Source organism: Synechococcus sp. MU1611 (assembly GCF_020514255.1).
GTDB lineage: Bacteria > Cyanobacteriota > Cyanobacteriia > PCC-6307 > Cyanobiaceae > Parasynechococcus.
In genome coordinates, this window is sequence record NZ_VTLC01000002.1 from 125,154 (window position 1) to 143,640 (window position 18,487).

19 protein-coding genes are annotated in these 18,487 nt (G+C 62.2%); 7 read left to right on the forward strand and 12 right to left on the reverse strand.

Annotated features, from left to right (window positions below; translation table 11 throughout):
- Window positions 1–39 precede the first annotated feature (39 nt).
- Entirely contained in the window at window positions 40–513 is a 474-nt protein-coding gene (locus FZZ92_RS05145) for a DUF2062 domain-containing protein (protein ID WP_226397419.1), read from the forward strand.
- Here FZZ92_RS05145 and FZZ92_RS05150 read toward each other — a convergent pair.
- Complete coding sequence (locus FZZ92_RS05150) at window positions 510–2,843, reverse strand: bifunctional (p)ppGpp synthetase/guanosine-3',5'-bis(diphosphate) 3'-pyrophosphohydrolase (RefSeq protein WP_226397420.1); 2,334 nt, start codon at window positions 2,841–2,843, stop codon at window positions 510–512. The genes FZZ92_RS05145 and FZZ92_RS05150 overlap by 4 nt on opposite strands.
- A 20-nt stretch (window positions 2,844–2,863) precedes the next feature.
- Here FZZ92_RS05150 and FZZ92_RS05155 point away from each other — a divergent pair, with 20 nt between their 5' ends.
- Window positions 2,864–4,504, forward strand: coding sequence for an ABC transporter ATP-binding protein (locus FZZ92_RS05155; RefSeq protein ID WP_226397421.1), 1,641 nt, complete (start codon window positions 2,864–2,866; stop codon window positions 4,502–4,504).
- 209 nt (window positions 4,505–4,713) lie between these two features.
- Here FZZ92_RS05155 and FZZ92_RS05160 read toward each other — a convergent pair whose 3' ends face one another.
- Complete coding sequence (locus FZZ92_RS05160; RefSeq protein ID WP_226397422.1) at window positions 4,714–5,715, reverse strand: RluA family pseudouridine synthase; 1,002 nt, start codon at window positions 5,713–5,715, stop codon at window positions 4,714–4,716.
- A complete protein-coding gene (ylqF, locus tag FZZ92_RS05165; protein WP_226422732.1) occupies window positions 5,712–6,578 on the reverse strand; it encodes a ribosome biogenesis GTPase YlqF in 867 nt (288 codons plus the stop codon). The genes FZZ92_RS05160 and ylqF overlap by 4 nt, the downstream gene beginning before the upstream one ends.
- Window positions 6,579–6,696: 118 nt before the next feature.
- Between ylqF and pgk the strand changes: the two genes are divergently transcribed.
- Window positions 6,697–7,902 carry a phosphoglycerate kinase gene (pgk, locus tag FZZ92_RS05170; protein WP_226422733.1) on the forward strand — a complete coding sequence of 402 codons (1,206 nt, stop codon included), beginning with the start codon at window positions 6,697–6,699 and terminating at the stop codon, window positions 7,900–7,902.
- A gap of 8 nt (window positions 7,903–7,910) precedes the next feature.
- On the opposite strand, the gene FZZ92_RS05175 is transcribed toward pgk, so the two are convergent.
- Window positions 7,911–8,279, reverse strand: a complete 369-nt coding sequence (locus FZZ92_RS05175; RefSeq protein WP_226422734.1) for a hypothetical protein — start codon at window positions 8,277–8,279, stop codon at window positions 7,911–7,913.
- Window positions 8,280–8,351: 72 nt separating this feature from the next.
- Between FZZ92_RS05175 and FZZ92_RS05180 the strand changes: the two genes are divergently transcribed.
- A complete protein-coding gene (locus FZZ92_RS05180; protein ID WP_226397426.1) occupies window positions 8,352–9,239 on the forward strand; it encodes an NAD(P)-dependent oxidoreductase in 888 nt (295 codons plus the stop codon).
- Here FZZ92_RS05180 and FZZ92_RS05185 read toward each other — a convergent pair.
- Window positions 9,236–9,988, reverse strand: coding sequence for a hypothetical protein (locus FZZ92_RS05185; RefSeq protein ID WP_226422735.1), 753 nt, complete (start codon window positions 9,986–9,988; stop codon window positions 9,236–9,238). The genes FZZ92_RS05180 and FZZ92_RS05185 overlap by 4 nt on opposite strands.
- A gap of 58 nt (window positions 9,989–10,046) precedes the next feature.
- On the opposite strand from FZZ92_RS05185, the gene murG reads away from it, so the two are divergent.
- On the forward strand, window positions 10,047–11,123 hold the full coding sequence (murG, locus tag FZZ92_RS05190; protein WP_226422736.1) for an undecaprenyldiphospho-muramoylpentapeptide beta-N-acetylglucosaminyltransferase: 1,077 nt from the start codon (window positions 10,047–10,049) through the stop codon (window positions 11,121–11,123).
- Between the two features lies 1 nt (window position 11,124).
- Here murG and FZZ92_RS05195 read toward each other — a convergent pair whose 3' ends face one another.
- Complete coding sequence (locus tag FZZ92_RS05195) at window positions 11,125–12,198, reverse strand: threonine-phosphate decarboxylase (protein ID WP_226397429.1); 1,074 nt, start codon at window positions 12,196–12,198, stop codon at window positions 11,125–11,127.
- Window positions 12,199–12,247: 49 nt separating this feature from the next.
- Between FZZ92_RS05195 and FZZ92_RS05200 the strand changes: the two genes are divergently transcribed.
- Window positions 12,248–13,021 (forward strand): pentapeptide repeat-containing protein, encoded by a 774-nt coding sequence (locus FZZ92_RS05200; protein ID WP_226397430.1) that lies wholly within the window; start codon window positions 12,248–12,250, stop codon window positions 13,019–13,021.
- 7 nt (window positions 13,022–13,028) lie between these two features.
- Here FZZ92_RS05200 and FZZ92_RS05205 read toward each other — a convergent pair whose 3' ends face one another.
- From FZZ92_RS05205 to rnhA, 3 genes are read right to left on the reverse strand one after another with little or no spacing between them, the layout of a single operon-like run.
- A complete protein-coding gene (locus FZZ92_RS05205; protein WP_226422737.1) occupies window positions 13,029–13,445 on the reverse strand; it encodes a type II and III secretion system protein in 417 nt (138 codons plus the stop codon).
- A gap of 47 nt (window positions 13,446–13,492) precedes the next feature.
- Entirely contained in the window at window positions 13,493–14,674 is a 1,182-nt protein-coding gene (locus FZZ92_RS05210; protein ID WP_226397435.1) for a quinone-dependent dihydroorotate dehydrogenase, read from the reverse strand.
- 8 nt (window positions 14,675–14,682) lie between these two features.
- The gene (rnhA, locus tag FZZ92_RS05215) at window positions 14,683–15,441 is read right to left on the reverse strand and encodes a ribonuclease HI (RefSeq protein WP_226397436.1); all 759 of its coding nucleotides are present in this window, start codon (window positions 15,439–15,441) and stop codon (window positions 14,683–14,685) included.
- Between the two features lie 51 nt (window positions 15,442–15,492).
- On the opposite strand from rnhA, the gene FZZ92_RS05220 reads away from it, so the two are divergent.
- Window positions 15,493–16,233, forward strand: a complete 741-nt coding sequence (locus tag FZZ92_RS05220) for a DUF3747 domain-containing protein (RefSeq protein WP_226397437.1) — start codon at window positions 15,493–15,495, stop codon at window positions 16,231–16,233.
- 273 nt (window positions 16,234–16,506) lie between these two features.
- On the opposite strand, the gene rplL is transcribed toward FZZ92_RS05220, so the two are convergent.
- The 3 genes from rplL to rplA all read right to left on the reverse strand — a co-directional run bounded on the left by rplL (window position 16,507) and on the right by rplA (window position 18,427).
- Complete coding sequence (rplL, locus tag FZZ92_RS05225; protein WP_115024546.1) at window positions 16,507–16,899, reverse strand: 50S ribosomal protein L7/L12; 393 nt, start codon at window positions 16,897–16,899, stop codon at window positions 16,507–16,509.
- A gap of 54 nt (window positions 16,900–16,953) precedes the next feature.
- A complete protein-coding gene (gene rplJ / locus FZZ92_RS05230) occupies window positions 16,954–17,481 on the reverse strand; it encodes a 50S ribosomal protein L10 (protein WP_006851480.1) in 528 nt (175 codons plus the stop codon).
- Window positions 17,482–17,719: 238 nt separating this feature from the next.
- A complete protein-coding gene (gene rplA / locus FZZ92_RS05235; protein ID WP_226397438.1) occupies window positions 17,720–18,427 on the reverse strand; it encodes a 50S ribosomal protein L1 in 708 nt (235 codons plus the stop codon).
- Window positions 18,428–18,487 lie beyond the last annotated feature (60 nt).

Below are 18,487 nucleotides of genomic sequence, written 5' to 3' on the forward strand. Positions count from 1 at the left end.
TGATCCATACCTAAGATCCGGCCGTCTTTCGCTGGGTTCATGCGCCGGTTGCTGCGCCTCAGTCGCCTCCGGATGCGCCGCGGGGTCCTCTGGCTGTGGAAACAGGAAGGAACACCAGCCCAACGGGCCCGCGGCCTAGCCGCCGGCGTGTTCTGCGGCTGCTACCCCTTCTTCGGGCTGCAGATTTTCCTCAGCGTGGGCGTCGCCACCGTGGTGCGTGGTAACCACCTTCTCGCCGCCGCCGGCACCCTGGTGAGCAATCCCCTCACCTACCTGCCCCTCTACTGGTTCAACTATCTGGTGGGCTGTCAGCTGCTGGGCCCTGGCCGAGGCGGGATCAACCTGGCGGAGCTCAATCGCAGCAGCCTGTGGTCCCAGGGCTGGGACTTCACCCAACGCATCCTGCTGGGCTCGACCGTTGTGGGGATGGTGCTGGCCATCGCCAGCGGCTGGATGGCCTACCGCCTGTTTGTGCGGCGCGGGGCCCGTCCTGTGGTGAGCAGCAGTCGCTAACCCGTTCCCACCCGAGCAATCCCGATCACATCCGCCATCGAGCGGATCTGGTCCATCGTGCGGCTGAGCTGATCCGCACCGTCCAACTCAACCCGCAGATCAATGCGGGCGGGCCGGCCCGCTGCGGTGGTCACCCTGGCATCACTGACGTTGATGGCGCCATCGGAGAGACGCATCAGGATGTCCTTGAGGATGCCGACGCGATCGATCACTTCGATCCGCAGCTGCACCGGGAAGCGTTGCTTCTCCCGTTCGGCGTGGGTGGTGTTCCAGCGCACGGGCAGACGCCGTTCCCGCGGAATCGTCTCCACATTGGAGCAGTCCTGCCGGTGAATGGTGATGCCGTGGTTGCCGAGGGCCACCGTGCCCACGATCAATTCGCCCGGCAGCGGGCTGCAGCAGCCTCCTAGGCGGTAATCCAATCCCTCCAGCCCCAGGATCGCCCCTTCGCCTCCAGAACGATCCGGCGCGACATCCCGCGATGGCACCAGAGCCATCGCCACCTCCTCATTGCTGGGCGGCGCCTGCTGCTGTTCCGCCAGCAGGCGCATCTCCTCCCGCAGACGGTTGAGCGCTTGCTGCAGCGTCACATCACCGAACCCCAGTGATGCCAGCAGATCCTCGGTGGTGGGCACATTGCAACGTTGCGCCACCCGCTGCATCGCCTCACTGTTCAGCAGGGCATCGAAGCCATCACGCCCCAGCTCCCGCTCCAGCAGATCCTTACCCCGCTCAATCGTTTCATCACGGTGGCTGCGCTTGTACCACTGACGAATGCGATTACGCGCCGTCGGCGTGGCCACAAAGTTCAACCAATCCAGGCTGGGGTGAGCCGTCTTGCTGGTGAGCACCTGAACGAAATCGCCGTTTTGCAGTGGTGTAGCCAGGGGGCAGAGCCGATCATTGATACGGACGCCATGGCAGTGGTCGCCCACTTCGGAGTGGATGCGATAGGCGAAGTCGACAGCGGTTGCCCCCTTGCGCAAACCGAGCAGATCACCCTTCGGTGTGAACACGAACACCTCTTCGTCAAACAGGTCTTCCTTGATCGACGAGAGGTAGTCGTTGTGATCGTCATTTCCGCCTTCCTGTTGCCAATCCACCAGCTGACGTAGCCAGTTGAACCGCTCCGCATCACTGCTGCTGCTGGCCGGCGAGCCTCCTTCTTTGTATTTCCAGTGAGCCGCAATCCCGAATTCGGCCACATGGTGCATTTCAAGGGTGCGGATCTGCACTTCGATCGGGCGATGCCGACCGATGACCGCCGTATGGAGGGATTGATACCCATTGGGTTTCGGCAACCCGATGTAGTCCTTGAACCGACCAGGAATCGGACGAAAGGTGTCGTGAACCACCGCCAGCGCGCGATAACAGCTTTCGACATTGGTGGTGAGAATCCGCAACGCCGCCACGTCGTAGATCTCGTTGAACTCCTTCTGCTGACGCTGCATCTTGCTCCAGATGCCATAGAGATGCTTGGGACGACCCGTCACCTCGCAGTGCTCTAAGCCAGCTCGTTCCAGCCGCTCATTCAGCAGCCCCACCGTGACACCGAGCCGTTCCTCCCGCTCGCTGCGCTTGGTCGCCACCTCCTCTTGAATCTCACGGAAGGCCTCCGGTTCCAGCAATTTGAACGCCAGATCCTCCAGCTCCCACTTGAAGCGGCCAATGCCGAGCCGGTTGGCGAGGGGTGCATAGATCTCGCGCGTTTCACGGGCGATCCGCTGGCGCTTTTCCTCCTTCAGAGCACCAAGGGTGCGCATGTTGTGCAACCGGTCCGCCAGCTTCACCAACACCACGCGGATGTCGCTGGCCATCGCCAGGAACATCCGCCGCAGGTTCTCCGCCTGAGCTTCCGTGCGGTCGTTGAAGTGAATTCCGCCGAGCTTGGTGACACCCTCCACCAGTTCACGCACCTCTGAACCGAAGTACTGCTCGATCTGATCGGGGGTGACGTCGGTGTCCTCGACCACGTCATGGAGGAACCCAGCAGCAATCACGGGGGCACTGGCGCCGATATCCCGCAACAGATCCGCCACCGCCACCGGATGAACGATGTAGGGGTCACCACTGGCCCGGAACTGTCCCTCATGGAGCTGAAAACCGAAATCGAAGGCCGACACCAGCAGCGCCTCGGAATCCGTAGGGCAGCTCTGACCGATGCCGGGCGGCACATTGGCGATGCACTCCCTCAACCAGTCCGGCAGAGAGATGTCGTAGTCATCCGGATGGCGGATGGGATGGCGCCGGACTTCTGGCAACACACACGCCACCGCAGCCGAACCAGTGCTGGTTCGGGGCTCTTTGGGTGTTGAGGCGGCGTTGAGCATCCGACCCAGCGGATCAATCCATGGTATTCAGTGCAGGACCTCCCGTCTTTCCTGCCGCACTGTTCATGGGCCGGCCTGTTCTGGAACTCGAACAGCTGCGACTGCGCTACCCCGGCAGTGAGTGCTGGACGCTGGATGGGCTGAATTTGAGCCTCGAGCCCGGGGAGACCCTGGCCTTGGTGGGATCTTCCGGATGCGGTAAAAGCACCGTGGCCCGCGCCGTGATGCAGCTGCTGCCGCGGGGAACCGTCTGTGAAGGACGGCTGGACTTAACCGGCCAGGATCCACGCCAGCTCAGGCGACCGCAGTTGCGACAGCTGCGCGGTGAGGCGGTGGGTCTGGTGTTCCAGGACCCGATGACGCGGATGAATCCGCTGATGACCGTGGGGGGACATCTGATCGACACCCTCAAGGCCCACCGGCCTGACACCAGCAACACGGCCCACCAAGAACGGGCCCGAGAGCTGCTGGAGCGGGTGGGCATCGGTGCCAACCGCTTCCGCGCCTACCCCCATGAGCTCAGCGGTGGCATGCGACAACGCCTGGCCATTGCCCTGGCGATTGCCCTGGAACCGCCGCTGCTGATCGCCGATGAACCCACCACCAGCCTGGATGTGGCTGTAGCAGGGCAGGTGATGGCGGAGCTCAGCGGTCTCTGCAAAGAACTGGGCAGTGCCTTGCTGCTGATCAGCCATGACCTGGCCATGGCCGCCCGCTGGTGCGACCGCATGGCGATGCTCGACAACGGACGCAAGGTGGAGGACGGCCCCAGCCATCAGCTGCTCACCAGGCCGAAGTCGTCCGTGGGGCAACGCCTGGTCGCCGCAGCACAGGCCCGGGAAGGTGGGAGGTCGCCGGCGCGTCCTGACAACAGCAGCGTGCTGAAGGTGGAGGAACTGCGCTGCTGGCATGCCGTGGGTGGCGCGCCTTGGTCTCCTGTCTGGCTTAAGGCAGTGGATGGGGTGAGTTTCGAGCTCAGGGCCGGGGAAAGCCTGGGAGTTGTCGGAGCATCCGGCTGTGGCAAAAGCACCCTCTGCCGGGCCTTGATGGGGCTCAATCCCATCCGCGGCGGACGGGTCGACCTGCTCGGCCAGGCTCTGCTGAGCCTCCGCGGAGAAGCGCTGCGGTCAGCCCGTCGGGCCCTTCAGATGGTGTTTCAAGACCCTCTGGCCTGCCTGAACCCCGCCCTGCAGGTGGCTGATGCCATCGCCGATCCATTGCTGATCCATGGCATCTGCTCCAAAGCTGCAGCCCGGGAGGAAGCCCGACGCCTACTGGAACGGGTCGGACTCAGCCCGGCAGAACAGTTTCAGGAGCGCCTGCCAAAGCAGCTCTCCGGTGGCCAGCAACAGCGGGTGGCGATCGCGCGCGCCCTGGCCTTGAAGCCCAAGGTGCTGATCTGCGATGAGAGCGTCAGCATGCTTGATGCGGAAGTGCAGGCGGATGTTCTGGGCTTACTGAGGGAGCTGCAGCAGGAGCTGGGCCTTGCGATCGTGTTCATCACCCACGACCTCTCGGTGGCCAGTGGGTTCTGTCACCGGGTGATGGTGCTGGACAAGGGAAAGGTGGTTGAGGAGGGCCCAGGGGACCGGATCTTCAGCGCACCTCAGGCACCGATCAGCCAGACGCTGGTGGAGGCCTGCCCAAGGCTGCCCCGCTGAACTCAGGCAGTCTGTGAAAGGTCAACCACGATCAGGTGCCGGCGCAAGGCAGCAGGAAGCACCTCACGGCGCACGGAACGGATCAAAGCGGAGACCCAAGTTCTGTTGCAACGAACCCGTATGACCATCGATCGGCCTGTGGATTATTCACCATAAAAAAGCGGATTCAGCACTTGTCGAGTGCGCCACTAAACCTGCAACTCTCCCCATCAACCCGACGCGGCGCGCCGCCGCAACACCCCCAATAACTTCTCCAACACAGGCGGGAGGGGTGCCTCAAACACCATCCGTTCGCGACTGATTGGATGGTCCAGCCCCAACTGCACGGCATGCAGCGCTTGGCCGGGCAGTTCGATCGGCAATTTGCGGCAGCGGCTGTAGGTGGGATCCCCCACCACGGGGTGATTGATGTGGGCGCAGTGGACGCGAATCTGATGGGTCCGCCCGGTGTCGAGCTTGAACCGCAGAAGTGAGTAGTCCCCGAGACGCTCCACCAGGGTCCAGTGGGTGCAGGCGTAACGACCGTTTTCAGTGCTCACCACGGCGTACTTCTTGCGATCCACCGGATGACGACCGATGGCGCCGACGATCGAGCCGGAGTCGCCGTCGGGCACACCGTGGACAACGGCGAAGTACTCACGGGAAGCGATCCGTTTCTGGATCTGAACCTGCAACCGCACCAGGGCCTCCTGGCTCTTGGCGATCACGATGCAGCCGGTGGTGTCTTTGTCGAGACGGTGGACAATCCCCGGGCGCAGCTTGCCGCTGATCCCAGGCAGATCCGGGCAGTGATGCAGCAGACCATTCACCAAGGTGCCGTCCTTGTTGCCCGGTGCCGGGTGCACCGTCAGACCTGCGGGCTTGTTGAGCACGATCAGATGATCGTCTTCAAACAGCACATCCAGATCCATCGGCTCTGGCTTGAGATAAGGCAACGGTTCCGGGGGCGGCATCCACAGCTGCACTTCGTCGCCCTGACGCAACGGTGTTTTGGCCTTGCCGGTCTTGCCGTTGACGCGCACATACCCCGCGTCGATGAACTTCTGAATCCGGGCTCTGCTCTGCTCCGTGCGCTGACTGACCAGCCAACGGTCCAGCCGCATCGGCAGCGGTTTGGGATACGTCAGCGTGAGCAGCTCTCCCTCACCCTCCCCAAAGCGATCGGTAAAGGTCTCTTCCGGCAGCGGAGGACGCTTCCACTGCGGACTCATGCCGGCAGCTCCAGGGCGATGCTGCCGAGGGCCGATTTACGGAAATCATCCAGCAGCCGCTGGGCCATGCGCGCTGTTTCCCCAGAGGTGTGGCGGGACGCTGCGGCCTCCAGCCAAAGGGCGGGGTCCGCCGTTTCACCGCTCAATGGAATGCCATAACGCTCCTGCAGGAGCGGGAGCGTCACTCCGGCTGCGGCCTGCGATTCGGCATCAATCAACAGCTGCAGAAAGGCCTGAGCCACCAGTTCACCGTCGTAGGCGGCCTGGCCGATGTCGTCACAAAGGGCGAGCCGCAGGGCCGCTTGCTGGTTATCGAGCCGGGGGGGCAGAACCCCTGGTGCATCAAGGAGATCCAGGTCTTGCCCCAGCCGCACCCAGCGCAGGGTTCGCGTCACCCCCGCCCGCCGGGCACTGGCCACCACCTTCTGCCTCACCAAACGATTGATCAATGCGGACTTGCCCACGTTGGGAAATCCGAGGGTGAGGGCCCGCACCGGCCTGGGCCGCATGCCCCGGTTGCGACGGCGTTCGTTGAGCTGATCTCCGGCACGGATCGCGGCCTGCTGCACCTGCTTCACCCCAGTACCGGCCTTGGCATCACACCAAACCGTCTTCTGACTCTGGGCCTTGAACCAGGCCTCCCAGGCCTCCTTGGCGGCCGCTGTGACCATGTCACGCCGATTGATCACCAAGAGGTGCTGCTTGCCCTTCAGCCAGCGGTTGAGATGGGGGTGACCTGTGGCAAGAGGAATCCGGGCATCGCGGACCTCAATCACCAGATCCACCTTGTCGAGATGGCGTTTGAGCTGCTGCTCCGCCTTCGCGATGTGGCCGGGGTACCACTGAATCGTTGGGGTGCTCACAAACGCAAACGCACAGAACAGGTGGCCCGCTGAAACACATTCACATTGAACTCGCCGGCGCTATCGCCCTTCACACGGGTTAATGTCACCCCGTTTTCTTACCGCACGAGACAACCCTATGGCGAAGCGTTCCCTGGCCAGCCTCCAAGCCGGCGACCTGAGCGGCAAACGCGTTCTCGTGCGGGTTGACTTCAACGTGCCCCTGAACGATGCCGGTGCGATCACCGACGACACCCGCATCCGTGCCGCCCTGCCCACGATCAAAGACCTGATCAGCAAGGGCGCCAAGGTGATCCTTTCTGCTCACTTCGGCCGTCCCAAGGGCCAGGTCAACGACGCCATGCGCCTGACCCCCGTGGCGGCTCGCCTGAGCGAACTGCTGGGCAAATCCGTAACCAAGACCGACAGCTGCATCGGCCCTGATGCCGAAGCCAAGGTGGGCGCTATGGCCAACGGCGATGTGGTGCTGCTGGAGAACGTTCGCTTCTTCGCTGAAGAAGAGAAGAACGAAGCAGGCTTCGCCGAGAAACTGGCTGGTCTGGCTGACGTGTATGTGAACGACGCCTTCGGCGCCGCCCACCGTGCCCATGCCTCCACCGAAGGCGTGACCAAGTTCCTCAAGCCCTCCGTCGCCGGCTTCTTGATGGAGAAGGAGCTTCAGTACCTGCAGGGTGCTGTCGACGAGCCCAAGCGTCCCTTGGCCGCCATCGTCGGTGGCTCCAAGGTGAGCTCCAAGATCGGCGTGCTCGAGGCCCTGATCGACAAGTGCGACAAGGTGCTGATCGGCGGCGGCATGATCTTCACCTTCTACAAGGCCCGCGGCCTCTCAGTGGGCAAGAGCCTGGTGGAAGAGGACAAGCTGGAACTGGCCAAGGAGCTGGAAGCCAAGGCCAAGGCCAAGGGCGTGCAGCTGCTGCTTCCTACCGATGTGATGCTGGCCGACAACTTCGCCCCCGACGCCAACAGTCAGATCGCTGACATCAACGCCATCCCTGATGGCTGGATGGGCCTCGACATCGGCCCCGACTCGATCAAGGTGTTCCAGGACGCCCTGGCGGATTGCCAGACCGTGATCTGGAACGGCCCCATGGGCGTGTTCGAGTTCGACAAGTTCGCTGCTGGCACCAACGCCATCGCCACCACCCTGGCGGACCTGAGCGGCAAGGGCTGCTGCACGATCATCGGCGGCGGTGACTCCGTTGCAGCCGTTGAGAAGGCTGGCCTGGCCGAGAAGATGTCTCACATCTCCACCGGTGGCGGCGCCAGCCTTGAACTGCTGGAAGGCAAGGTGCTGCCTGGTGTGGCTGCCCTCGACGCCGCCTGATCAGACGTTCAGGCCTGGAGCTTCCTGCCTTTGGCATCGCGCTTCTTGCCGGTGCGCGCCGGAAGCCCCAGCTGATTCCGCACTTTGTTCACGTATGCCCGGTAGTCCTGCTTGAGGGACTTCCGGGCTTTTTTCATGTCCTTACGACACGTCTTGATCGCATTCGCGGATGCTGCCGAATCAACACAGAGCTGATGGCTTTGCAGGAGCTCCAGTCGACGCTGGTAGTTGTCTTTGAACCAGGTCTTACGGGCCTGGAATAGAACCTGGCTCTGCTCGGGGGACTGATCCCGCCCAGCCATTGCCGATGGGGCCATCGTCATGACCGGTGCTGCCATCAGTGCAGCCAGAGCCAGAGAAGCGTTGGAGATGCGCATGGATGAAGCCTTCGCAATGCATCCATTCTGGTGACACTTATCAATCAGGATCTGAATGGTCTGCCATGAGTCATGACCAGATCTGACTTAAGCCTCGGCTTCGTGGGGCTAGGAGCGCTCGGCTTGCCGATGGCAATCAACCTGCACCGCGCCGGCTTGCGGCTGAGGGTGCACACCCGCAGCCGCAAAGCCGAAACCAGGCCAGAGCTCGAGGGTGCAACTCGATGTTCCAGCCCAGCCGAGGCCAGCGCCGGCGTTGACGTTCTTCTTCTGTGCGTCAGCGACGACGAAGCCGTTGAGGAGGTCTTGTTCGGACCCCACGGAGCTGCGTCACAACTCACCACCGGCAGCGTGGTGCTGGATTGCTCCACCATTGCTCCCGCCACAGCCGAACGCTGTGCGGAGCGCCTGGCACGCCAGAACGTCCATTACCTGGATGCCCCGGTCACCGGCGGCACGGAGGGCGCCAAACGCGGCAGCCTCACAGTGCTGGTTGGAGGAGCCACCGAGCCGCTCGAGCGTGTTCGGCCGATTCTCGAGGTGATCGGCTCCTCCATCCACCACTTCGGCAGCGTGGGACGAGGGCAGCAGGTTAAGGCGGTGAACCAGGTGCTGGTGGCCGGCAGCTATGCCGCCGTGGCTGAGGCAGTGGCCCTGGGCCAGCGCCTGGATCTACCCATGCCAATGGTGGTCGACGCCCTCAAAAACGGAGCAGCCGGGTCCTGGGCTCTGGAGCATCGCAGCACCGCAATGCTTGAAGGCAGCTACCCCCTCGGCTTCCGGCTCAGCCTGCATCGCAAGGATCTCGGTATCGCCCTCGACACAGCCAGAGCAGTCAAACTGGATCTCCCCGTGACGACGCTGGTGGAACAGCTGGAACTCGATCTGATCAACGGCGGCCATGGCGATGAGGACGTGTCGGCTCTGCATCGCTGGAACCCTGCGATGGGAGAGAGCTAATGGCTGCTGACCACGCGCACCCGCTTGGTGGCCGTCACCACCCCATCGGGATGCACCAGCATCACGGCCCAAGTTTGTGAACCAGGTTGCTGTGGTGCCTGAACGCTCTTGAACAAGCCACCACCACCCAAAGGCGCCAGCGGCAGATTGGGGCGAATCTGAGCCGACAACTGCTCATCGGTGAGGTCGAGCAAGCCGCCCGCCACCAGTGCCTGGCCCAGCGGCTCTTCAACCACCAGATCAATGTCGTAGCGACTGCCGGTCAGCACCACATCGGGGATCGAGACGTTGACGGCCAACGGGCGTTCACCGCTGCGCAGCAACGACTGCTGTGCCAACAGTTCTTGCTCCACCAGCTGCCCCCCCTCCAGACGAATCGCAATCTGCTCCGAGGCTTCCAAGGCGTAGTTCAGCCCCTCGGATTCGGCTGCACCACGCACCCTCAAGGTGAGGGTCTGACGGCCATCCGGCGTTGGCTCTGCAGGCTCCACCTGCCAGGTGACCTCAGGGAAATCCTGACGAAATCGCTGATAGCGCTGGGCCAATACGGGCTGCAGCTCAACGCTGGCCACCGTGTCGAACGCCGTAGGGGCACCACTCGCAGGACCGCTGCTGTTCAACACCGTTTGCAGACGCGAGCTGAAGCTCTCCACCGCACTGCCCTCACGACCGGGCTGCTCAAGGGCATGGACCGGAGATAGCACCAGCGCTATGGCCGACACCAGCGTGGCTCCCAGGAAACGACGCACGGGCCGGAACGCAACAACCCAATTAAGTTAGGCGTGGTGAGCGGAGACGGCCGACGCGATGACCCGGCTTCTGATTGCTGCCAGCGGCACCGGCGGCCATCTCTTTCCAGCTCTGGCTGTTGCAGAAGCCGTTGAAGACCAGTGGCCCGTGCGCTGGCTTGGGGTGCCCGATCGACTCGAAACGCGCCTGGTGCCCGAACGCTTTGGCTTGGTGTGCGTGAACGCCGGCGGCCTGCAGGGGCGTGGGCTGACCAAGTTGCTGCAGCTGCTGCGTCTGTTGCTGGCCAGCGTCAGCGTGCGGCGGGTGATCCGCCGGAACGCGATCGATGTGGTCTTCACCACCGGCGGCTACATCGCTGCCCCGGCGATCCTTGCGGCGCGCTGGTGCGGCATTCCCGTGGTGCTGCATGAATCCAATGCCATCCCGGGGCGCGTCACGCGGTTGCTGGGTCGCTTCTGCAGCGCCGTGGCCATTGGCCTCCCCGCTGCCGCCAAGCGCATCCCCGGCAGCCAGCCGGTACTGACCGGCACGCCAGTGCGTTCCAGCTTCCTGGCAGCGCAACCCTTGCCGGCCTGGGTCCCCTCGGGCGAAGGCCCACTGTTGCTGGTGATGGGCGGCAGTCAAGGCGCGGTGGGCTTGAACCGCATGGTGCGTGCTGCGGTGCCGGCCCTGTTGGAGCAGGGCTGCCGGGTGGTGCACCTCACCGGCGACAACGATCCCGACATCGAGCAGCTGCAGCATCCACAGCTGGTGGAACGCCGCTTCAGCGACGAGATTCCCGGGCTGCTGCAACATGCCGACCTGGCCATCAGCCGCGCGGGGGCCGGCAGCCTCAGTGAACTAGCGGTTTGCGGGACTCCCAGCGTGCTGGTGCCGTTCCCGCAGGCGGCAGATCAACATCAGGAGGCCAATGCCGCCTGCGCCGCGTCTCTGGGTGCTGCCGTGATCGTGCATCAACACCAGCCGGATCAGCCCGTGTTGTTGAACACTGTTCAAAGGCTCCTGGCAGCACGGCTGGGGCCAACCAATGCTGCCTCCGATCCCCTGGCCCAGATGCGTGAAGGCATGCAGGCCCTGGCGGAACGGGATGCCGAGCGGCAACTGGCTGCCTTGCTTCAGACGCTGGTGAACTGAGTCAAGTCAGAGGGTTGCGCTGCAACTCCTCACGCAACGCCCTGACGATGCGGCGGTTGTTGCGGCGAGATTGCAACCCGATCCGTAGCCAGGTTTCACCCAAGCCCTCGAAGGAGCGGCAATCGCGAAGAAGGATGCGATACCGCTGCTCCATCGCTTCCCGCAACGGCACCAGGGAGCTGTTGGCGCGAATCAGCAGGTAATTCACCGCCGACGGCATGGGGGTGATGCCAGGCAGCGCCGCTAACTGCTGCTGCATCCAGGCGCCTTCTATGGCCACCCAACGCTGAACCCGCTCACACCAACGGCGGTAACGCCGAGGCGATGCCAACAACCTTTCGCCAACAGCCAAAGCGATGCCATTCACAGGCCAGGGATCCCGCCACTCAGACCAACGCTGCAGCCGCTGCGGGTGCGCAACGGCGTAACCCAGCCGAAGCCCGGCGATGCCATACAGCTTGGTGAGGCTGCGGATCACCACCAGATTGGAGTGGTCGGCCACCAACGGAATCAGCGACTGCTGTTCGCCATTGGGGACCAGGGGCAGGAACGCCTCATCGCAGATCACCAGTGCATAGCGCTCCAACAGCGGCTCCAACGAGGCACGGCTCCAGAGCTGACCGGTGGGGTTGTGGGGATTGCAGATCCACAACACAGCCCCCTTCAGGGCGGGATGCACCAGCGGGCCGGCGTGATCCCAGGTCAATGCCAAGGACCCGTCGATCCGAGAAGCGTTCCAACACTTCAAAGCCCGCCGGTAGTCGGCGAACCCGGGAGCGAGAAGCGCACTGACGCCAGCAGCAGCAGCGTCGCGCGCCGCCCAGGTGAACAACTCAGCTGCCCCGTTGCCAGGAAGCACAGCATCAGGATCCACGCCATGCAAGCCCGCCATCGCCTGGCGGAGGGACGTCTGACCACGATCGGGGTAGTCGCGGATGGCAACTAGGGGGATACGGGAGCAGCTCGGGCTCCAGGGAGTAAGGGAGGCACTGGCATCCAGTAACTGCGATGGCCTGCAGTTCAACCTTGCGGCGGCTACTTCGCGGTTGCCGCCATGGCGTAGGTCGACGCCCATCCCGACTCCCGATAGAACGCAGAGACATCACCAGAGTGGCCCACTGCCGATGCCAGCCCGAGTGCTGCTGTTCACACTGCTCCTCGCTGCACCATTGGCGGCACGAGCAGACGACCTAATTGTTTTGCTGCAGCAACGAAATTGTCCGGACTGTCACCTTGCAGATCTGGATCTTGTCCACGCCGACCTCCGCGATGCCGACCTTCAGCGTGCCCAACTACAACGCGCCAACCTCGGACAGGCACGCCTTGACGGAGCAGATCTGCGGAAGAGCAACCTGCAGTTCACCAACCTCCGGGGGGCTTCCCTGCGCGGCGCTGATCTGAGGGGCAGCACGCTTTACGGAACAGACCTGCGCCATGCCGACCTCAGTGGAGCTCAGCTCGATGACGGGGCTCTCGAACAGACTCACTGGCAGGGGGCCCAAGGGATTGCAAAAGATGTGCTCAGCCATGCATCTCTCCACAATGCCGGCGTCGCAGCTGCAGAACAAAGCCAATGGAAACGAGCTGAAGAGCTGTTCAGTAGCGCGCTTGCCGTAGCGCCAAGCGAACCATTGAGTTGGGTCGCCCGGGGGCTGTGTCGAGGAGAACTCGGCGACAACAAACGAGCATCACAAGATTTAAAATATGCAAGCCAGCTCTTCAAAAACAATGGAGATTTAATCAAATCTAAGCAACTAGAGCTGGCCAGTAAAAACGTTGATGCACCTGCGGACGAAAGCTCACATCAAGGCAATGGAATCGGTTCAGTGGCCATCTCAGGGACAATTAAAGCTTTTCAAACACTTGCGCCACTTGCTCTACGACTGATTTCACCTTAGGCCGAGTTTAGCGATAACCAGCGCCTAAAACTGTCCTGACCTGTTGGGTCCCTGGGACATAGCCATAGCCATAGCCATATGCTCCACCTTGATCATCATTTAAAATATATGGGGTGACGACAATCACAAGCTCTTCTTTTGTTCTTGTGGAAGACGACCCCCTAAAAAGGCTACCGATTAACGGCAGGTCTCCCAAAATGGGCCACTTCGTAACACTTTCAGTCTGCCTTTCGGACATTACACCGCTGACAATAAGAGTCTGCTGATCTCGCAAACGGATGCCCTTAGCGACCAACTCACGTGCATCAATATTGAAGAATGGAATTCCGTCTCGCTCCCCTGCAGAGACCGGAAATCCCAATCTTGGGAGAACACTCATCGACACAAATCCATTGTCGTCAATCTTGTCAACACCAAGAGACATTCAAAGGCACAACATCAAGCAGATGAGATGGCTTTGATGCATCCAGTTCAGTCCTGCCAGGGCAAACCGCTGCCGGATGCCTCCGCAATGTTGCGGAGGCCATGGCGATCCAACTGCAACAGCAGACCCTCCAGAATCCGCGGCACCAGATCCGGCCCCTGAAAGATCCAACCGGTGTAGAGCTGCACCAGGGAGGCACCTGCGGTTATGCGCTCCCAGGCGGCTTGCGCGGAGTCAATCCCACCCACGCCGATCAACGGCAACGCAGGGCCGGCACTGGCCCGTAACCGACGAACCACCTCCTGAGCTCGGTGACGCAGGGGGGCACCGCTGAGGCCACCGGCCTCCTCCGCCAGGGTGCGTCCCGTCTGAGGCAGACGCCGTTGCTCCAGGCCAAGCCGATTGAGACTGGTGTTGACAGCGATCACGCCAGCCAGGCCTTCCTCAAAGGCCAGGCGAGCAATGGCATCAATCGACTCATCATCCAAATCCGGCGCGATTTTCACCAGCAGCGGAGGGCAGGCCGCCAGGCGTCGCAGCCGCTCCACAAGCCGTCGCAGCTGGGTGGTGTCTTGCAGATCCCGCAGCCCGGGGGTGTTGGGGGAGCTGACGTTGATCACTGCGTAGTCCGCCAAAGGAGACAACAACTCCAGGGAGGCCGCGTAGTCATCCGGAGCCTGCTCCAGATCTGTGATCTTGGATTTACCGACATTGATCCCCAGAACAGATGGGCGACGACCCGGCGGGTCCAAACGTTGTCGCTCCAGGGTTTTCAACAGCGCCTTGGCACCATCGTTGTTAAATCCCATCCGGTTCAACGCTGCCTGTTCTTCCGCCAAACGAAACAGGCGTGGTTTGGGGTTGCCCGGCTGGCCATGCCAGGTCACCGTGCCCACTTCAGCGAAACCAAAGCCGAAGCGATCCCAGATACCAGCCGCCACGCCGTTTTTGTCGAATCCCGCTGCCAAGCCCACCGGGTTGGGGAAACGGCAGCCAAACAACATCTGCTCCAAGCGCAGATCACGCCGTTGCAGATCAGCCGCCACGCCATCGAGCACCGTGGACACCCCTGGCCAACGACGCCGCAGGCTGGCCTGAGCCAGCGCCGTGAGCGCTGTACGCGATAGCTGTTCAGCATCCAGACCGTCGTCTCGCGCCAAGACCGGGCCAAGCCAACGTTGATAGAAGACACCGCTGCTGAGCGGTCCGGCCGAAGAGGACGGCGACATGCTCTGCCTCAGGACTGTCCTGATCCTGCCTCGCGGCGTTGCAGGGTCCAGCGGCCATCCTCCTGGGGATGGACAGTCCAGTCCCTCCAGATCCAGCTCTCCCGCTTGGTTTCCAGCTGTTTGAACGGCTGTTCCACCAGCTGCGCCAGCTCCAGCAACGACAGGCTGTATCCGCCCTGCGCCAAGCGATCCGCCAACTCCAATCGTGACAACAACTGCAGCAAAGGCTTGGGAGCGGCCTCTGGGGCAGCCTCTAGAGCAGCCTCCGCAGACGGCGGCTCGGATGATCCCTGCTGCAGGGCTAAATCCGGCTGGACGGCATGGGAGAACGCCACAGCGATGCGATCCACCCGTTCATTGTCTGGATCGCCGCTATGGCCTTTGACGTACCGCAGCGGGACGTCATCCAAGCGGGCGGCATCCAGAGCCTTCCAGAGATCCTGATTGAGCACTGGCTTGCCGGCAGCCGTCTTCCAGCCTTTGCGCTTCCAGCCTTTGATCCAGGAGCCCAGCCCATCAATCAGGTATTTGCTGTCGGTACGCAGAGTGAGGTCCGGATGACGGGGCAGCTGCTCAAGGCGTTGCAACACCTCCAAAGCCGCCTGCAATTCCATGCGGTTGTTGGTGGTGTCGGGCGCATGGCCCCCGAATTCCTCAACACTGCCGTCTTCGAAACGCAACAACGCGCCCCAACCTCCCGGACCTGGGTTGCCGCTGCAGGCGCCGTCCGTCGCTGCAGCCACGACACGTCCCCGTCCTTCGGCCATTGATCTGTCCCAACACTGTTCGGTACAACACAGTTTCTGGCGTCACCGTGCATGAGCCGAACCTACCTGCGGGCTGCCGGCCTGACTGCCGTGGGGCTGATGGGCGCTGGCCTACCGCAGGAGGGCGCGGCGCGGCCCCTGTTTGAGAGCACAGCAGTTCCACAGGAGCGCTTCGCTGTACTCGCACAACCCGTTGGGAGGGCCCAGTGGAAATTGCTGGTTCTGGAACAAATCAAGCCCCAACCGCGCTGCTGGACGCCACGCCAGGACGGACTGGTGGAGCCCAGCCTGAATCGCTTCGACTTCACCAGAATCTGCAAGCGCTACCTGGACAGCAATGGCTACTCGTTGCGCAGCGATGACCAAGATCTCGGAACCCGCTTCCGCTTCCGTCTCAAACAATCCGGCGCATCACTGAAACTTGAGGCCCTCGACCCCCAGCAACGGGCACCACTCCTGGTCGGGCAGGCCCCGGTCCACCGTCGTGATCCCAACGGATTCGTCCCCCTGCAACTGGAACCTGGCTGGGCACTGGAACGGCGCGTTTACCAAGGGCGCAAGCTGAACCATCTGTACTTTGCCCACAAGGCACCGGTGAACCTGCTGCTCGCACGGGCCAGCAGTCATGGCCAACGTTCCGGATTCAGGCGATTGGGAACGCCGATGCCACCGGTCGCACCACCTCCCCTCCCTGCCGCAAGACCAACGCGCAGAAGAGCAGGTCGAACAACAGCCAGCCGCATCGTTAGCAGTGGCCCGATTCGATTGCAGGTGATTCCCTACGGCCGTTGACGGCAAACCGGCACAGTGCCAGTCGAGAGAGCGACCAGAAAGGGGCTGACAATCAAATCCTCGCTCTTAGTTTGCATTTGTGTGAGGAGTGCTGAACGCCTCTTCAGGGTCGAAACAAGGACAGACTCCTGAACGTGTTCCTCTCGACGAAAGCTCCGCCTTTGGCGGGGCTTTTTTGTTGGCAGCCGAAAAACATAAAAAAACCGGCCCACGAGGGACCGGTGGCTGAGCGACAACAAGCGGGGGAGAGGGGCATGCCCTCTCCCTAGGCGATCACTTGAGGGTGACCTTGCCGCCTGCTTCTTCGATCTCTTTCTTGAGAGCTTCGGCGTCGGCCTTGGAGATGCCTTCCTTGACGGGCTTGGGGGCAGCTTCCACCAGAGCCTTGGCATCGCCGAGGCCGAGGCCGGTGGCGTTGCGGACGGCCTTGAGGACCTTGATCTTGGCTGCAGCGTCGAAGCTTTCGAGGATGACGTCGAATTCAGACTTCTCCTCAGCGGCTTCGCCACCGCCACCACCAGCAGCGCCGGGGGCAGCCATCACAACACCAGCAGATGCTGCGGCAGACACACCGAAAGCCTCTTCGATCTGCTTAACGAGCTCGGAAGCTTCAAGCAGGGAGAGGGATTTCAGCGATTCGAGAATTTCGTCGGTTTTTGCAGACATGGTTTTGAAAGGGGAAGCAACAGATCAATGAACAGTGGTCTCGGCAGAGCCGAATCAGCCTTCGCCGCCTTCGGCGTGCTGCTTGAGCGCCCTGGCCATACCAGAGGGAACCTCGTTGATGCCCACAGCGACCTTCGTGGCCACGGCGTTGATGGCACCGGCGATCTGAGCCATGAGCTGCTCCTTGGAGGGGAGATCAGCAATGGCTTTAATCTCGTCCTGCGACAGAAGCTTGCCTTCGAAAAGGCCGCCCTTGGTCTCGGACTTTTTGAGTTCCTTCTGGAAGGTCTGAACGGCCTTCACACCAGCACCAACATCGCCCTTCACCAGGACGAAGGCGTTGGTACCGGTCAGCAGGGAGTCGAGGCTGGCCCAGTTGCTGTCGCCATCAATGGCACGGCGCATCAAGGTGTTTTTGGTCACCTTGCAAACGCTGTCGCTGGCCCGCAGACGATCCCGCAGGTCAGACATCTCCTTGATGGACAGGCCCTTGAAATCAAGGACAAGTGCCAGTTCGGCGTCGGCGAGGAGCTCCTTGAGCTCTCCGACGATCTGCTGCTTGTTCTCCAGCGTGCGGCCCATAGGGATTGGATCGGATCAAAGGAACAAGCCGGGCACACGGCCGATCGAGTCTTCTGAACGAAGACGAGGCCGCGTGCCGATCCAACCCCGAATGGGACAAAACCGTGTCGCGTCTGCCTCGGCAGGGATTACATCAATGGGAATGACTGACGTCATGCCCAGAGACATCCTGCTGTCTCTGGCCGGGCGCGTGCCCGATTTGGCTTTCGCCAAAGGTTGAGTGTAGAGGAGAGCCTGATCAGCTCCCCTGCTCAATGTCCTGCAGGGCAGAGAAATCGACCTCAACGGAGGGCCCCATGGTGGAGGTCACATACAGGGACTTCCAGTAACGGCCTTTGGCACCACTGGGCTTGTTGCGGTCAATGGTCTCTTGCAACGTCTTGAGGTTCTCAAGCAGGGCCTCAGGACTGAAGCTGGCCTTGCCGAAACGGACATGGACGATGCCGGTGCGGTCGGCACGGAATTCAAGTTTGCCGGCCTTGAATTCCTTAATCGCAGCCGCAAGATCCGTGGTGACGGTGCCCGCCTTGGGGTTGGGCATCAAGCCGCGGGGGCCGAGGACCCGACCCAACTTGGCCACCTTGGGCATCATGTCTGGGGTAGCGATCAGCAGGTCGAAATCCATTTCGCCCTTGCTGATGGTTTCCACCAGTTCTTCTTCACCGGCGAGTTCAGCACCCGCGGCCTTGGCTTCAGCCACCTTCTCACCACGGGTCACCACAGCGATGCGCACGCTCTGGCCGGTGCCATTGGGCAGGGCCACAGTGGTGCGCAGCTGCTGGTCGGTGTACTTGGGATCGATGCCGAGGCGCACATGGGCCTCCATCGTCTCGTCGAATTTCGCGTTGGCGTTGTCCTTTACCAGGGCAATCGCCTCGAGGGGGGCGTAAGCACGTTCCTCGATCTTGCCGGCCAGGCTGGCCAGGCGCTTAGAGATTTTGGGCATGTTCAGAGGTGGGGTTCAGGCGACATCAGCGATGTCTCCCCCGAATGGGTTGGAGAAGAG

What these genes read in the sequence shown, in the direction of transcription:
- FZZ92_RS05145 (WP_226397419.1), top strand. Translation starts at nt 40, where the DNA reads ATGCGCCGGTTGCTGCGCCTCAGTCGCCTCCGGATGCGCCGCGGGGTC.
- FZZ92_RS05150 (WP_226397420.1), bottom strand. Translation starts at nt 2,843, where the DNA reads ATGCTCAACGCCGCCTCAACACCCAAAGAGCCCCGAACCAGCACTGGT.
- FZZ92_RS05155 (WP_226397421.1), top strand. Translation starts at nt 2,864, where the DNA reads ATGGTATTCAGTGCAGGACCTCCCGTCTTTCCTGCCGCACTGTTCATG.
- FZZ92_RS05160 (WP_226397422.1), bottom strand. Translation starts at nt 5,715, where the DNA reads ATGAGTCCGCAGTGGAAGCGTCCTCCGCTGCCGGAAGAGACCTTTACC.
- pgk (WP_226422733.1), top strand. Translation starts at nt 6,697, where the DNA reads ATGGCGAAGCGTTCCCTGGCCAGCCTCCAAGCCGGCGACCTGAGCGGC.
- FZZ92_RS05175 (WP_226422734.1), bottom strand. Translation starts at nt 8,279, where the DNA reads ATGCGCATCTCCAACGCTTCTCTGGCTCTGGCTGCACTGATGGCAGCA.
- FZZ92_RS05180 (WP_226397426.1), top strand. Translation starts at nt 8,352, where the DNA reads ATGACCAGATCTGACTTAAGCCTCGGCTTCGTGGGGCTAGGAGCGCTC.
- murG (WP_226422736.1), top strand. Translation starts at nt 10,047, where the DNA reads ATGACCCGGCTTCTGATTGCTGCCAGCGGCACCGGCGGCCATCTCTTT.
- FZZ92_RS05195 (WP_226397429.1), bottom strand. Translation starts at nt 12,198, where the DNA reads ATGGGCGTCGACCTACGCCATGGCGGCAACCGCGAAGTAGCCGCCGCA.
- FZZ92_RS05200 (WP_226397430.1), top strand. Translation starts at nt 12,248, where the DNA reads ATGCCAGCCCGAGTGCTGCTGTTCACACTGCTCCTCGCTGCACCATTG.
- FZZ92_RS05205 (WP_226422737.1), bottom strand. Translation starts at nt 13,445, where the DNA reads ATGTCTCTTGGTGTTGACAAGATTGACGACAATGGATTTGTGTCGATG.
- FZZ92_RS05210 (WP_226397435.1), bottom strand. Translation starts at nt 14,674, where the DNA reads ATGTCGCCGTCCTCTTCGGCCGGACCGCTCAGCAGCGGTGTCTTCTAT.
- rnhA (WP_226397436.1), bottom strand. Translation starts at nt 15,441, where the DNA reads ATGGCCGAAGGACGGGGACGTGTCGTGGCTGCAGCGACGGACGGCGCC.
- FZZ92_RS05220 (WP_226397437.1), top strand. Translation starts at nt 15,493, where the DNA reads ATGAGCCGAACCTACCTGCGGGCTGCCGGCCTGACTGCCGTGGGGCTG.
- rplL (WP_115024546.1), bottom strand. Translation starts at nt 16,899, where the DNA reads ATGTCTGCAAAAACCGACGAAATTCTCGAATCGCTGAAATCCCTCTCC.
- rplJ (WP_006851480.1), bottom strand. Translation starts at nt 17,481, where the DNA reads ATGGGCCGCACGCTGGAGAACAAGCAGCAGATCGTCGGAGAGCTCAAG.
- rplA (WP_226397438.1), bottom strand. Translation starts at nt 18,427, where the DNA reads ATGCCCAAAATCTCTAAGCGCCTGGCCAGCCTGGCCGGCAAGATCGAG.